This window comes from Diaphorobacter oryzae DSM 22780 (genome assembly GCF_059568935.1).
In genome coordinates this window covers 1-14,381 of record NZ_JCANUL010000012.1, presented here as the reverse complement: position 1 = coordinate 14,381, position 14,381 = coordinate 1, and the positions used below count along the sequence as shown (strand labels likewise).

The 14,381-nt window shown below is 66.3% G+C and carries 12 protein-coding genes and 2 tRNA genes; 10 read left to right on the top strand and 4 right to left on the bottom strand.

Annotation, left to right across the window (positions count from 1 at the left end; all coding sequences use genetic code 11):
* Positions 1-12 precede the first annotated feature (12 nt).
* On the bottom strand, positions 13-1,518 hold the full coding sequence (locus BP68_RS15875) for a sensor histidine kinase family protein (RefSeq protein ID WP_496373503.1): 1,506 nt from the start codon (positions 1,516-1,518) through the stop codon (positions 13-15).
* An 82-nt stretch (positions 1,519-1,600) separates the two neighbouring features.
* Complete coding sequence (gene ompR / locus BP68_RS15870) at positions 1,601-2,332, bottom strand: osmolarity response regulator transcription factor OmpR (protein ID WP_496373501.1); 732 nt, start codon at positions 2,330-2,332, stop codon at positions 1,601-1,603.
* 222 nt (positions 2,333-2,554) lie between these two features.
* Here ompR and BP68_RS15865 point away from each other — a divergent pair, with 222 nt between their 5' ends.
* Complete coding sequence (locus BP68_RS15865) at positions 2,555-3,271, top strand: SIMPL domain-containing protein (protein ID WP_496373499.1); 717 nt, start codon at positions 2,555-2,557, stop codon at positions 3,269-3,271.
* Between the two features lie 86 nt (positions 3,272-3,357).
* On the opposite strand, the gene BP68_RS15860 is transcribed toward BP68_RS15865, so the two are convergent.
* Positions 3,358-4,140 carry a 3-hydroxybutyrate dehydrogenase gene (locus tag BP68_RS15860; RefSeq protein WP_496373497.1) on the bottom strand — a complete coding sequence of 261 codons (783 nt, stop codon included), beginning with the start codon at positions 4,138-4,140 and terminating at the stop codon, positions 3,358-3,360.
* A gap of 69 nt (positions 4,141-4,209) precedes the next feature.
* Between BP68_RS15860 and BP68_RS15855 the strand changes: the two genes are divergently transcribed.
* The 3 genes from BP68_RS15855 (at position 4,210) to BP68_RS15845 (ending at position 7,526) form a co-directional block, all read left to right on the top strand.
* Positions 4,210-5,148, top strand: coding sequence for an alpha/beta fold hydrolase (locus BP68_RS15855; protein ID WP_496373495.1), 939 nt, complete (start codon positions 4,210-4,212; stop codon positions 5,146-5,148).
* Between the two features lie 20 nt (positions 5,149-5,168).
* On the top strand, positions 5,169-7,391 hold the full coding sequence (locus BP68_RS15850) for a RelA/SpoT family protein (RefSeq protein WP_496373710.1): 2,223 nt from the start codon (positions 5,169-5,171) through the stop codon (positions 7,389-7,391).
* Positions 7,392-7,449: 58 nt separating this feature from the next.
* Positions 7,450-7,526: transfer RNA gene (locus tag BP68_RS15845), tRNA-Val, on the top strand.
* 155 nt (positions 7,527-7,681) lie between these two features.
* Here BP68_RS15845 and BP68_RS15840 read toward each other — a convergent pair.
* Positions 7,682-8,581: a LysR family transcriptional regulator gene (locus BP68_RS15840; protein ID WP_496373493.1), complete on the bottom strand. Its 900-nt coding sequence runs from the start codon at positions 8,579-8,581 to the stop codon at positions 7,682-7,684.
* Between the two features lie 111 nt (positions 8,582-8,692).
* Between BP68_RS15840 and BP68_RS15835 the strand changes: the two genes are divergently transcribed.
* From BP68_RS15835 to BP68_RS15810, 6 genes are all read left to right on the top strand, one after another.
* On the top strand, positions 8,693-9,931 hold the full coding sequence (locus BP68_RS15835) for an alpha-hydroxy acid oxidase (RefSeq protein ID WP_496373708.1): 1,239 nt from the start codon (positions 8,693-8,695) through the stop codon (positions 9,929-9,931).
* A gap of 51 nt (positions 9,932-9,982) precedes the next feature.
* A complete protein-coding gene (locus BP68_RS15830) occupies positions 9,983-10,975 on the top strand; it encodes a tripartite tricarboxylate transporter substrate binding protein BugE (protein ID WP_496373491.1) in 993 nt (330 codons plus the stop codon).
* Positions 10,976-11,374: 399 nt separating this feature from the next.
* The gene (locus tag BP68_RS15825) at positions 11,375-12,316 is read left to right on the top strand and encodes a bestrophin family protein (protein WP_496373706.1); all 942 of its coding nucleotides are present in this window, start codon (positions 11,375-11,377) and stop codon (positions 12,314-12,316) included.
* Between the two features lie 76 nt (positions 12,317-12,392).
* Positions 12,393-12,482: transfer RNA gene (locus tag BP68_RS15820), tRNA-Ser, on the top strand.
* A gap of 764 nt (positions 12,483-13,246) precedes the next feature.
* Positions 13,247-13,447, top strand: a complete 201-nt coding sequence (locus tag BP68_RS15815; protein ID WP_496373489.1) for a DNA-binding protein — start codon at positions 13,247-13,249, stop codon at positions 13,445-13,447.
* 3 nt (positions 13,448-13,450) lie between these two features.
* The coding region (locus tag BP68_RS15810; RefSeq protein WP_496373487.1) for a plasmid recombination protein at positions 13,451-14,381 on the top strand (931 nt) is incomplete at its 3' end.

The window sequence follows — 14,381 nt, the reverse complement described above, 5'->3', positions numbered from 1 at the left end:
AAGCGCTGACAGCTATGGTTTTTGACGCGGCGGCGGCGTGCCGCTGCGGGGTGGCAGGTGGCGCTTGATCTGCGGGCGCTGCAGGCGCTGCTGCGGGTCCTGCCCCTCGGGCAGGTTGGTGGCGCGCTGCAGCTGGATATGGGCGACCAGCCCGCCCGAGGCCGAATTGGCCAGCGCGAAGATGCCACCCATGCGCTGCACGGTCTTGTCCACGATGGACAGCCCCAGCCCGGCACCGGCCGCCGCCGTGCGGGCCGCGTCGCCGCGGAAGAACGGCTTGGTGAGGTTGGCCAGCTGCTCCGGCGGCGCGCCGGGGCCGTGGTCGCGCAGCTTGACCAGCACCCATTTCTCGCGCGCCTTGGCGGCGATGTCCACCGTGGTGATGCCGGTCTCGCGGTTCTTGCCGTAGCGGCGCGCGTTCTCCAGCAGGTTGGAGATCACGCGGGCCAGCTCCACCTCGTCGGCCATCACGATCAGGTCCTCGGGCACGCTCATCGTGATCTGCAGCTCGCGGTGGTCCTGCACCGCGTACACGCACGACGACACCACGCCATGCAGGTTGACGGGGCTGAGCGCCACGGTGTCCGGGCGCGCGTAGTCGAGGAACTTGTCGATGGTGGCGTCGAGCTGCACGATGTCGGCCACCATGTGTTCGCGCGCCACTTCGTCGGTGACGCTCATCTCGGTCTCCAGGCGCAGGCGCGCCAGCGGCGTGCGCAGGTCGTGCGAGATGCCGGCCAGCATCACGGCGCGGTCCTGCTCCAGCTTGGCGAGCTTTTGCGCCATGCGGTTGAAGCCGATGTTGACCTCGCGGATCTCGCTGGTCACGGCCTCTTCGTCAAGCCGGCTGTTGGCGAAGTCGCCGTCGCGCACGCGGTTGGCGGCGTCGCTGAGCTGCTTGAGCGGGCGGTTGATGAGCCGGGCGATGACCGCGGCTCCCGCCAGCGACAGCGCGCCGGCGGTGATGAGCCAGATCATCCAGGTCTTGCCGCCGGCGGCGCTCAGGCGCGAGCGGTCCATGAGCAGCCAGTTGGGGTCGCCGTTGATGGTGAAGCCCACCCACAGGCCATGCTCGCCGTTCACGCTGCTGGCCACGATGGTACCGGGCCCCAGGCGCTGCATGAGCTCTTCGGACAGGCGCGAGCCCAGCGCCGAGGGGGCGAGCAGCTCGAACTTGTCGCCCGGCTCGCGCGGCAGGATGCGCACGCCTTCCTGGTCGGCCATGGTCTTGAGCAGGGAGACGCGGGCGATGGCGTCCGAGTGGATGAGCGCCGCGCGGCTCAGGTTGACCAGCGAGGCGATCTGCTGCGCCGTCTGCAGCGCGCGCGGCTCAAACTCCAGCGCGCGCAGCGTCTGCAGCCAGGCCAGGATGCTGCCCACCAGCAGGATCGCCAGCAGGAAGAAGGTGCGCCAGAAAAGATTCAGCCCCACGCGCGAACGCTGGGGCCGGCGGGTGATGGAGGCCTCCAGCGGCGCCGGGCTGGTGGCGTCGGAGGGGGCGTCGTGAAGGGCGCTCATGGATAGGCAGGTTGGCAGGGCATCTGGAGGGACGCGGTGCCCGCAGGGCCGGGCCCGCCGCGTCCGCCGCGGAAAGGGCGGGTCAGTTCGTGCCGTCCGGCACGAACACGTAGCCCACGCCCCAGACGGTCTGGATGTAGCGCGGCGCGGCGGCGTCCACCTCGACCAGCTTGCGCAGGCGCGAGATCTGCACGTCCAGGCTGCGGTCGAAGGGCTCGAACTCGCGTCCGCGCGCCAGCAGGGCGAGCTTTTCGCGCGACAGCGGCTGGCGCGGGTGGCGCACCAGGGCCTTGAGCATGGCGAACTCGCCCGTGGTCAGCGGCAGCTCCTCGCCGTTCCTTTGCAGCGCGCGCGTGCCCAGGTCGAAGGTGAAGGGGCCGAAGGTCACGACCTCGTTGTCGCCCGAGGGGGCGCCCGGCGCCTCCTGCGGCGGGCGGCGGCGCAGCACGGCGTGGATGCGCGCCAGCAACTCGCGCGGGTTGAAGGGCTTGCCCAGGTAATCGTCGGCGCCCACTTCCAGGCCGACGATGCGGTCCACGTCCTCGCCCTTGGCGGTGAGCATGATGATGGGCGTGCGGTCGTTGGCCGCGCGCAGGCGCCGGCAGATCGACAGGCCGTCCTCGCCGGGCATCATCAGGTCGAGCACGATCAGGTCCACGGTCTCGCGCAGCAGGATGCGGTTGAGCGCCTTGCCGTCTTCCGCAACCATGACTTCGAAGCCTTCCTGCGTCAGATAGCGGCGCAGCAGGTCGCGGATGCGCGCGTCGTCGTCGACCACGAGCACTTTGTCGGTACGGTTGGTTGTTGAAGCCATGCTGTCTTTCCCCAGTCCAATTTGTAACAGAGCCGATTCTGACCAGCTTGTGGCCCGAAGTTCAGGTTTTTCCGAGGGGTCTGACCAACTGTTACAGGTTTTGCGAGGCCTCGCAATGGCATTACCCGGCATTCACCAAGGGTGCGGCATGGCGCTGTTAGCGTATCTGTCCATGGCTGCCGCAGTCGCCGGCCGGCCAGCACCAGGAAGGAAAGAACCAAGATGAAGAAATATTCAAAAATGATAGCTGCTTGCGCTTTGTTGGCGGGTGCTTCTGCCGTGTTCGCTCAAAATGGCGCATCGGCGCCGCCGCAGAACGTGCTGCAGCTGTCGGCATCCGGCACGGTGGAGGTGCAGCAGGATGTGCTGGTATTGACGCTGGGCACCACCAAGGAGGCGCCGGACGCTGCGGCAGTGCAGACCCAGCTCCGGCAGGCGCTGGACGCGGCGATGGCCGAGGCCCGCCGCGCCGCCCAGCCGCAGCAGATGGAGGTGCGCACGGGCACCTTCGGCATGTACCCGCGCTACGGCAAGGACGGCAAGATCACCGGCTGGCAGGGCCGCGCGGAACTGGTGCTGGAGGGGCGCGACTTCGCGCGCATCACGGGCACGGCGGCGAAGATCCAGAGCCTGACGATCAGCCAGGCCGCCTTCGACCTGTCGCGCGAGGCGCGCGCCAAGGTGGAGGGCGAGGCCCAGTCCCGGGCGATCGAGGCGTTCAAGGTGCGCGCCACCGAGCTGGCGCGCGGCTTCGGCTTTGGCGGCTACGGCCTGCGCGAGGTGGCGGTCCACAGCAACGAGATGGTGCCCGGCCCGCGCCCGCGCATGATGGCCATGGAGGCCAAGGCGGCGTCCTACGCGTCCGATGCGCCGGTGCCGGTCGAGGCCGGCAAGGCCCAGGTGGTGGTCACCGTCTCGGGCTCGGTGCAGCTGCGCTGATTTCGGCGTTTGAGACCTGCAGCGCCCGATTGGCGGGCGCTGTCAGCTACAGTATCAGTAGCAATGGCCTCATCGCCGGTGTCGGCTCACTGGGCGGCCCAGCCGCCATCCATGTTCCAGGCCACGCCGCGCACGTTGTCGGCGGCCTTTGAACAGAAGAACGCGGCGAGCTCGCCCAGCTCTTCGGGCGTGGTGAACTGCATGGAAGGCTCCTTCTCGCCCAACAGCAGCTTCTTGGCGTCCTCGTTGGAGATGCCCAAGGCGGCGGCCTTGGCATCCACCTGCTTTTGCACCAGCGGGGTCAGCACCCAGCCCGGGCAGATCGCGTTGCAGGTCACGCCGGTGGTGGCGTTCTCCAGGGCCGTCACCTTGGTCAGGCCGACGATGCCGTGCTTGGCCGCCACGTAGGCGGACTTCTGCGCCGAGCCCACCAGTCCGTGGACCGAGGCCACGTTGATGATGCGCCCCCAGTTGTTGGCCAGCATGGCCGGCAGCGCCAGGCGCGTGGTGTGGAAGGCGCTGGTGAGGTTGATGGCGATGATGGCGTCCCACTTCTCGACGGGGAAGTCCTGCACGCTGGCCACATGCTGGATGCCGGCGTTGTTCACCAGGATGTCCACGCGGCCGAACTGGGCGGCGGCGTACTTGAGCATGTCTTCGATTTCCCCGGGGCGGCTCATGTCCGCGCCGTGGTAGGCCACGCGCGCGCCCGCGGCCTGGCCGGCGGCCAGGACTTCGGCGCGTGGCCCGTCCACGTCGCCGAATCCGTTGAGTACGATGTTCGCCCCCTGGCGTGCCAGGGCCTTGGCGATGCCAAGGCCGATGCCGCTGGTGGAACCGGTGACGAGGGCGGTCTTGCCGTTCAGCATGAGAGTCTCTCCGAATGAATTAGGATGCAGCGCAGGCATTATCGAGCGCTGCATGACGGTACCGTTTCCATGATTCAACCTACGCTGAAATACGTACCGTGTCCCAGTCACGCGGCCACGGGGGGCGCCACTGAGGGCCACCGCATGGCCTACTGGGAGTGGAATGGCACGGGCGACCCGGCCCATCCGCATGTCATCGTCTGCGTGCATGGCCTGGCGCGGCAGGGACGGGACTTCGACACGCTGGCCCGCGCACTGAGCGGCCATGCGCGCGTGGTCTGCCCCGACGTGGTCGGCCGCGGCCGCAGCGACTGGCTGGCCGACCCCATGGGCTACCAGCTGCCCCTGTACGTGGCCGACATGCTGGCCCTTCTGGCCGATCTGCAGCAGCAGGCGCCCATCGGTGCGCTGGACTGGGTGGGCACGAGCATGGGCGGGCTCATCGGCATGGTGGTGTGCGGCCAGCCGGGCCTGCCGTTGCCGGTGCCCGTGCGGCGCCTGGTGCTCAACGACGTGGGGCCCAGCATCGAGTGGCAGGCCCTGGAACGCATCGGACAGTACCTGGGCGAGCCGGCGCATTTCGATTCGCTGCAGCAGGCGGCCGACGCGCTGTGGGAGATTTCGCGCAGCTTCGGCCCGCACACGCCCGCGCAATGGCTGGAACTGTCGCGGGCCATGGTGCGCTCCGCGGCGCAGGGCGGCCTGGCGCTGCACTATGACCCGGCCATCGCCGTGCCGTTTCGCGCACTGACGCAGGACATGGCGCGTGCCGGCGAGCAGCAGATGTGGCAGATCTACGAGCAGATCACGGCGCAGGTGCTGCTGCTGCGCGGCGCACAGTCCGACCTGCTGTCGCCGCAGACGGCGCAGCAGATGACGCAGCGCGGCCCGCGCGCGCGCCTGGTGGAGTTTGCGGAGGTCGGCCATGCCCCGACGCTGGTCGATGAAGGGCAGGTGGACGTGGTCTCGCGCTTTCTGCTGGGTGGGCAGGAGGGGGCGGCAGCATGAAGAGCAGTTCGATTGGCCAGATGCCCATGGCGCAGGGCGCCGCGGGCACGGCAGGGCGCCCTGAGGCGGTGCCGCAGCTCATCGCCGCCACGGCGTTGGCCGACCCCGGGCATGTGGACGCGCTGGTGCGTGCCCGCGCCTTTGCAGAGCCGCTGCTGATCGGCGAATCGCTGGAAACCGGGGAGAACACGCTGGCCCACGCAGACGCGGTGGCCACCATCCTGCGGAATCTGGGCGGCTCGGAGACCATGCAGGCGGCGGTCTATCTGGTCTACACCTGCGCGCACCTCAACAAGCCCGAGGAGGTGATCAGCAAGGCCTTCGGCAGCAATTTCGCGGCCCTGGCCATGGAGACCACCAAGCTCATGCGCGTGCAGCTCCAGGCGCGCGAGGCGCAGGTGGCCGGCCTGCAGGTGGATGACGAGGCGACGCAGACCGAGAACGTGCGCAAGATGCTGCTGGCCTTCTCGCGCGATCTGCGCGTGGTGATGCTGCGCCTGGCATCGCGCCTGCAGACGCTGCGCTACTACGCGGCCGCCAAGCGCACGGTGTCTCCGGCCCTGGCGCGCGAGGCGCTGCAGGTGTTCGCCCCGCTGGCCAACCGGCTGGGCATCTGGCAGATGAAATGGGAGCTGGAAGACCTGGCCTTCCGCTTTCTGGAGCCCGACACCTACAAGGAAGTGGCGCGCCTGCTCGACGAAAAGCGCGTGGAGCGCGAGCTGTACATGGAGCAGCTGCGCAGCCGGCTGGAATCCGAGCTGCGCGCGCGCAGCATCAGCGCCAGCGTGCGGGGGCGCCCCAAGCACATCTACAGCATCGTGAAGAAGATGCGCGGCAAGTCGCTCAACTTCGACCAGGTGTTCGACATCCGCGCGCTGCGCGTGATCGTGCCCAGCGTCAAGGACTGCTATGCGGCCTTGAGCTGGGTGCACAGCCATTTCCGTCCGATCGAGGCGGAGTTCGACGACTACATCGCCCGCCCCAAGCCCAATGGCTACCAGTCGCTGCACACCGTGGTGCGCGACGAGGGGGGCAAGGCCATAGAAATCCAGATCCGCACCCAGGCCATGCACGACCATGCCGAGCACGGCGTGGCCGCGCACTGGGCCTACAAGGAGGCCGGCACCAAAGGCTATGCGGGCGTGTCGGCCAGCAGCGACTACGACGCCAAGATCGCCGTGCTGCGCCAGTTGCTGGCGTGGGAGCGGGACCTGGTCGGCTCGGCCAGTCGCAGCGGCCTGTTCGAAGACCGCATCTACGTGCTGACGCCCGACGCTGCCGTGGTGGAGCTGCCTCAGGGGGCAACGCCCGTCGACTTCGCCTACGCGGTGCACACCAGCGTGGGCCACCGCTGCCGCGGCGCGCGCGTGGATGGCGCCATGGTTCCGCTCAACACGCCGCTGCAAAACGGCCAAACGGTGGAAATATCCACCGTGAAAGAAGGACGGCCCTCGCGCGACTGGCTCAATGCCGAACTGGGCTACATCACCAGCAGCCGCGCCAAGGCCAAGGTGCGGGCCTGGTTCAACGCGCAGGCCACCCATGCGACGGTCGCGCGCGGCCGCGAGCTGGTGGAAAAGCTGCTGCAGCGCGAGGGCAAGACGGCCGTCAAACTGGACGATCTGGCCTTGCAGCTGGGCTTCAAGTCTGCGGAAGCATTGTTCGAGGTGGTGGGCAAGGACGAGCTTTCTCTGCGCACCATCGAAACCCTGCTGCGCCCGCCTGAGCCGGTAGAGGAGGTGCCGGACCTGCTGCTCAAGAAGGCGCGCACCGGCGATGGAGCGCCCAAGGGTGGCGTCCTGGTGGTCGGCGTGGATTCGCTCATGACGCAGCTGGCCAAATGCTGCAAGCCCGCGCCGCCCGATGAGATCCGCGGCTTTGTGACCCGGGGCAAGGGCGTCAGCGTGCACCGCGCAGACTGCAGCAACTTCCGTGAAATGGCCGCGCGCAACGCCGAGCGTGTGATTGACGTGGAATGGGGAAGGCCGCCGCCCCGGGCCGGGGAGATCGCCGTCTATCCCGTTGATGTGGCGGTGGAGGCATCGGACCGCCAGGGCCTGCTGCGCGACATCTCCGAGGTGTTCGCGCGCGAGAAGACGAACGTAATCGGCGTGCAGACCCAGTCGGTGAAGGGAACGGCATGGATGACCTTCACCGTGGAAGTCTCCGATGCCGGGCGGTTGAACAAGGTCCTGGGCATCGTCGCTTCCGTACAGGGAGTGCGGTCGGCGCGCAGACGCTGACCACACTCTTTTTTGAGAGCGGTTTTTACTGATATACTCTCGCTTCTCGAACAAACACAGGCGCGTAGCTCAGCTGGTTAGAGCACCACCTTGACATGGTGGGGGTCGTTGGTTCGAGTCCAATCGCGCCTACCAAGTTTCCCTCTGAAGAGCACCAGGCTTCAGATTTCAAGGGAAGCGCAGAGAAATGCACGCAATTTCTCCTGAGATCAAGCCGCCTTATCCAAGGCGGCTTTTTCGTATCTGAGTACTGTTTCCGGCTCCGGCTTTTCCGTGACGGGTTGGGGGGGTTAGGCAGCCAGTGCGGGTGGGGCAGAAAAGTCCACCTGATCCTGCGCCAGCCGCTGCATGGCGGGGATCAGTGCCCGTGCATCGCCGCGCCGCCACTGAAATGTGTAGTGCAGCGGCGCCAGTGGCGCACGACCGCCCACGGCGCGCAGGCCCAGCGTGCCGATCCAGCCCGCGGGCAGGAAGCCTATGCCCACGCCCGCGCGCAGCATGCCAGCCACGGCCCCCCAGCTGTTGCACAGAATGCGCTCGCGCACCGTGGCGCGGTGTGCGAGCAACCAGTCGTCGAGCAGCCGCGTGGTGCCCGCGTTCGGCGGCAGCGTGACCAGCGCATGGCGCTGCAGCAGCGCGCCCGCACCAGGCCGGCCCGTGCCCGGCAGGGCAGGTGCGGCGGCCCAGGCGAAGCGGGCGGCGCCCACGGGCTGCGAGAGCAAGGTGCTGCGTGACGAGCGACCCGCGATCACTGCGAAGTCGAGTTCGCCATCGTCCAGGCGGCGCTCCAGCACGCCCCCCACGTCCACGTAGGGCTCCAGCACCAGGTGCGGGTGCGCCTGCCGGGCTGCCGCCACGAAGGCCGGCAGCCAGGTGAGTGCCGAGAGATCACCCACACCGAAGCGGCAGTGGCCCGTGAGCGCAGTGCGCGTGTCGAGGGCGTGGCCCAGAGCCGCCATGGCGTTGAGTACATCGAGTGCGGCGGGCAGTAGGCGCTCGCCGGCTTCGGTGAGCACGGCGCGGTGGCCGCTGCGGTCGAACAGTGCTTGGCCCAACACCGATTCCAGCTCGCTGATGCGCTTGGACAGCGAAGACACCGACAGGTGCACACGCTGCGCGGCCGTAGCGAAGTTGGCGCAGGTGGCGGCCCACCAGAAGGCTTCGAGCTGCTTGATCGAAGGGGATTGCATAGGATTTTAGTTGGCAAAAGGCGAATAAATGAATTCTAAATATTTCGCTTTCATGCATTGAAATGGAAACCTAAAGTGGCGTTCCATCCGAACGAAATCCACGCCCGCGACATGGCCACCACCACTGTTTCCTCATCCACTGCTCCGCAGCCCGCACTGGCCGCCGCGCAGGCGCCTGCGCCGCGCCCACCGGCCGTGTTGCGTCGCATGCTGTCGCTGCACGACTTCGAGGAAGCGGCACGCCGGCGTCTGCCGCGGCCCATCTTTGGCTACATCGCGGGCGCTGCCGAGGACAACGCCTCGCTGCGTGACAACCGGGAGGTCTTTGGCGACTACGCTTTCACCACGCGCGTGCTGCGCGACGTGTCGCAGCGCTCGCAGTCCGTGGAGCTGTTCGGCGAGCGTTACAGCAGTCCCTTCGGCATCGCGCCCATGGGCATCAACGCGCTGTCTACCTACCGGGGCGACCTCGTTCTGGCACGTGCGGCGCGGCGTGCGGGCATTGCGTCGGTGATGAGCGGCACCTCGCTGATCCCGCTGGAAGAGGTGGCGCGCGAGAGCCCGGGCACCTGGTTCCAGGCCTACCTGCCCGGCGACCAGGCGCGCATCGACGCGCTGATCGATCGCGTGGAGCGCGCGGGCTTCCGCACGCTCGTGGTCACGGTGGACATTCCCATCTCGGCCAACCGCGAGAACAACATCCGCACGGGCTTCTCGACGCCGCTCAAGCCCAGTCTGCGCCTGGCATGGGATGGCCTCGTGCGGCCGCGCTGGGTAGCGGGCACGTTCCTGCGCACGCTGCTGTGCCATGGCATGCCGCATTTCGAGAATTCGTTCGCCACGCGCGGCGCGCCCATCGTGTCGTCCACCGTGCTGCGTGATTTCTCGGCGCGCGACCATTTGAACTGGAGTCACCTCGAGGCCATCCGCCGGCGCTGGAAGGGACCGCTGGTCGTGAAGGGAGTGCTGAGCGTGGAGGACGCGCTGCAGGCCCAGCGCGTGGGGGCCGACGGCGTGGTGCTGTCCAACCACGGCGGCCGCCAGCTCGACGGTGCCGTGTCGGCCATGCGCGTGATCGAAGCCGTGGTGGCCGCCGTGGGGCCCGGTTACCCCGTGCTCATCGACGGAGGCTTCCGGCGCGGCTCCGACGTGCTCAAGGCCATCGCGCTCGGCGCGCGCATGGTGCTCGTGGGCCGCCCCTTCAACTATGCGGCCGCCGTGGCCGGCGAAGCCGGGGTGCTCCACGCCATCGGGTTGCTGCGCGACGAGGTGGACCGCAACCTCGCCATGCTGGGCGCCATGGCCTGTGCGGACCTCGGGCCGCAGCACCTCATCCGCCGCTGCGGCTGAGCGGGTACGCCTTCTTTTTCTCTACGACATCCACTTCAGGAGACATTCCCCATGCCGATTCCTTCTTCGCGCCCCAGCGCTCGTGTGCTGCTGTGCGGCCTGGCCCTGGCGGCGGGCGCCGTGACTGGCGCGGCCGCCGCCGATCCGTACCCGGCGCGGCCCGTGCGGCTCATCGTGCCGTTCGCCGCGGGCGGCACCACCGACATTGTTGCGCGCGCCATCGCACCGCGTGTAGGTGAGGCACTGGGCCAGCCACTGGTGGTGGACAACAAGGGCGGCGGGGGCGGATCGATCGGCGCACACGAAGCTGCACGCGCCCAGCCCGATGGCTACACGCTTGGCGTGGCCACCGTGTCCACCACGGCGACCAACCCGGCCATCAATGCGCGCCTGCCGTACAACCCGTTGACCGACTTCGCGCCCATCATCAACATCGCCGCCACACCCAACGTGTTGGCCGTGCATCCGGGCTTCAAGGCGCAGACTTTCGCGGCCTTCGTGGACGAAGTGAAGAAGAATCCCCACAAGCACGCCTACGGTACGGCGGGTACGGGCTCCATCGGTCACATGCTCACGGAGCTGATGGCGAGCCGCGCCGGGTTGGCGCTCATGCATGTGCCCTATCGCGGGTCGAGCCCGGCGCTCAACGACGCCGTGGCGGGCCAGATCCCCATCGTTTTCGACAACCTGCCCTCGGCGCTGCCTTTCATCAAGGCAGGCCGCCTCGTGGCCCTCGCGGTGGCCGCGCCCGAGCGCCTGCCGCAACTGCCCCAGGTGCCCACATTTAAGGAACTGGGGCTGGACGAGGTGAACCGCAGCGCGTTCTACGGCATCGTTGGCCCCAAGGGGCTGTCGCCCGAAGTCGTGTCGCGCGTGCAAGCGGCCGTGCAGCGCGCACTGAGCAGCCCCGAGGTGCGCCGCCAGATCGAGGACACGGGCTCGCGCGTGATTGGCAACCGCCCGGAGGAGTTCGCGCGCGAGATCGCGGCCGAGAATGCGGTGTACCGCAAGATCGCCACCGAGCGGCGGATTTCAGCAGAGTGAGTGCGGGGTTGCTTGCCTGGCAGTTGGCAAAAACCTGCTAGACCCGCATGCTTCGATGCACAGGAGAGGCGGCAGGGTGATCGCAGGTGCCTGACTTGAAATCAGGTGTGGCGGCGGTACTGTCGCGGGTTTGAAGCCCTGCCTCCATTGCAAGTATCCATACGAGACGGGCCTGTGCGGCCCGTTTTGCGTTTTCTGAAGTCCCTGCCTGAGCCATTCTTCAGGTCCTGTCGCTGCCCGATCTTGAACGCATAAGCGCTGGTGCTTTTGGGCTCATCGTGGTCCGGTGCGGAAGTCTTTTGATTCGCAAACAAGACGACCGCTGGACGGGAGTTGGTGAAAACCGCAGACAACCTATCTGTTGTGGTTCAATTAGGGGTTACCCTTTGGTTTGAAAAAATGATCGTTCGTGAGCGGCCGTCCGGGCTTCGTCTGTTCCTCATATTGCGAGGTTCGGTGCTGCAGCGTATTCGGCGCACGCTGTTGCTCAATATCCTGCTCGCGACCTTGGTCACGATCGCGCATGGCAATCTGTTCAGCATCAAGATCACGCTCACGGCGATACCCTTCACGCTGATCGGTCTGCCGTTGGCCATTTTTTTGGGTTTCCGCAACACGACGGCCTACGACCGCTATTGGGAGGCCCGCAAGCTGTGGGGGGAGATCGTGCACCGCACCCGCTCTTTGTCCCGCCAGTGCCAGGGCTTCATACAGAATTCAGAGCCCGTCGATTCGGTACGCCGCGAAACGGACGTGCGCGTGCGCATGGTCCACCGTGCGATTGCCTTTGTGCATGCGTTGCGCTTGCAGTTGCGAAACCAACGCGACGAAGCGCCGCTGCAGAAGTGGCTGACCCCGCCGGAGTTCGAGGCTGTGCGCGCGACGCAGGATCCGGCGAGCGCGGTCATGCTCTACATGGGGCGGGACCTGGGGAGCTGTGTGCGCGCGGGTCAGATAGACCCGTGCCTGGCGGCGGTGTTGGATTCCACCCTGTCGTCATTGACCGCATCTGCCGCGTCCTGTGAACGCATCAAGAACACGCCCATTCCGTTTTCGTACACCTTGCTGTTGCACCGCACGGCGTACATGTATTGCTTCTTGCTGCCCTTCGGACTGGTGGACACCACGGGCTTCATGACTCCCTTCGTTGTGGGTATCGTGGCCTACACCTTCTTTGGCCTGGACGCATTGGGCGACGAGATCGAGGAACCCTTTGGTCTGGAGAGCAACGATTTGCCCCTGGACACGTTGTGCCGGGCGATCGAGATCAATCTGCGCGAGTCCTTGGGCGAGAAAGACCTGCCTCCACCCGTTCAAGCCATGAATTTCCAGTTGACTTGAGGCGCGCCGCCGCTTCTTTGGCGCAATCTCCTGCAGCCCTCCGAAACCTTGCTATACTCTTATGCTTCGACACACAGGAGAGGTGGCAGAGTGGTCGAATGTACCTGACTCGAAATCAGGCGTAGTGGCAACACTACCGTGGGTTCGAATCCCACCCTCTCCGCCAATACAAAGGAAACCCCGCTATAAAAAAAATAGCGGGGTTTTTCTTTTCCGGGTCATGTAGCCACCATGTAGCCAGCGGTACAGGATTTTGCGCCATGTAGCCATCCAGCGCCAGAAACAAAAAAGCTCTTAGCCCGGTGAGCTTACAGTGGGCAAGGCTGCCGCCGGCTGGTACTGCAGGCCTTCCTTTGTGAAGATGACGCTGGCCACCCGCACGGGCGATTGAAACCGCTTAACCCCTTGAGGGGTGAACTACTGGCCGCACCGTCAACCCGAGCAGGGTATGAAGCCCAAGCCGGCGAATTTGCGATGGTCCGCGACCTGCTTGCAATGTGCACCCGTGCCGGGCTGAAGTAGGCAGACGTGGCCGAGCGTATGGGCACTGCGCAAAGTACCATCGCGCGGCCTGGAAGGCAGCAAGGCCACGCCGTCACTGCGACGTGCGCAGCGCTATGCACATGCCATCGGCTACCGCACCGTGGTGCGCCTGGAGCAGTGCTAAATCGCTTGCCCATGTAGGCGTGGCCTCATCTCCGCGACCACAGGCGCCGCCTCGGCCCTTGGCAATCACCGTCTGCGTCTTGACTATTTCAACGCGCCCACTAACATATGTACGTGCATCCAGCCTTTTGACCGATCTGTGGTCGATACGGCAGGAGTGCGCAAGAAGGCTGTAGCGCAGGAGTGCTTGGCAATTTCCCGTCAATCCGGGGGATGTCATGCACTCAAAGAAAACTGAGTTGGCTCCCCCTTGCTGGAGCCCCCATGGTTTCGATCAAGCCCCTGATCCAGGAAACCCGCGCAGCACTGCCGACCACCGAAGCTGCAATCCACCTCAACCGCAAGCCGCAGACGCTTCGCCTCTGGGCCTGTCATGAAAACGGTCCCCTGCGCCCGATTCGGGTCCATGGTCGCCTTGCGTGGCCTGTGGCCGACTTGCGCCGCCTCCTGGGCATTGAGGGATAACGGATGGCCGCTCCAGCCCTGTGCGGCGTCATGCGCATTGGGCGTATCCATACCTTCCGACAACTGCTGGAAGCGGGGCGCCATAACAAGCGCGAGCGTCTTCAACCGCATATTGACCCAGAGCGCGTTCGTTTGAACTACGCCCTGGCCGGCCCGGACGCCGGTCACGGCGCGAGCCTGGCGATCACGCATGCTGCCCGGGCGATGCTGCGTGCTGCAGGCCTGGGCAAGGGCCGCGGCCTCAAGCCACTGCGAAAAAACGTGGTGCTCGCCGTGGAGGTCATCTTTAGCCTGCCGCCCGGTTTCAATGCGGAGAACCATCGCGCCTATTTCAACGATTGCCTGGCCTGGATGGGCCGGCACTTTTGCGATCCCCGCAACATCCTGAGCGCCGATGTGCACTTGGATGAAGGTGCTCCGCACATGCATGTGCTGGTGCTTCCGCTCCTGGAAGGTCGAATGCAGGGCGGAAAAGTGTGTGGAAGTCCCGCTCAGCTCAATAGGTGGCGCGAGACCCTCTACACCGAGGTCGGTATCCGCCATGGGCTGTCGCCTCCTGCGCAGAAGCTGCGCGGCGAGGACAAGGCAGAAGCCGTCACGATGGTTCTGGCGCACTATCGGCAGGCCTTGCCCGCTCTGCTGAATGATCCCACTTGGCCCGCCGTGCGGAGGTCGATTGAGCTTGACCCTGGTTCGTACATGCGGCAACTCGGCTTGGAGGTCGCCCCTCGCCAGAAGCGGATGCGCACCATGGCGCAGATTTTTACGAGCAAGGGCAAGGGGCCGACTCGGGAACCAAGTCACGCGCAGCGTGTGGCCGCGGGCACCAAAACTCTATGCTCTGTCGCAATTGACGAGATGGAGAGTTTTGAGGCCCTTCCGGCTCTGCAAGAGAAGGCAGTCCTCCCCGACGTGGGGCTTGCGGTGAACAGGC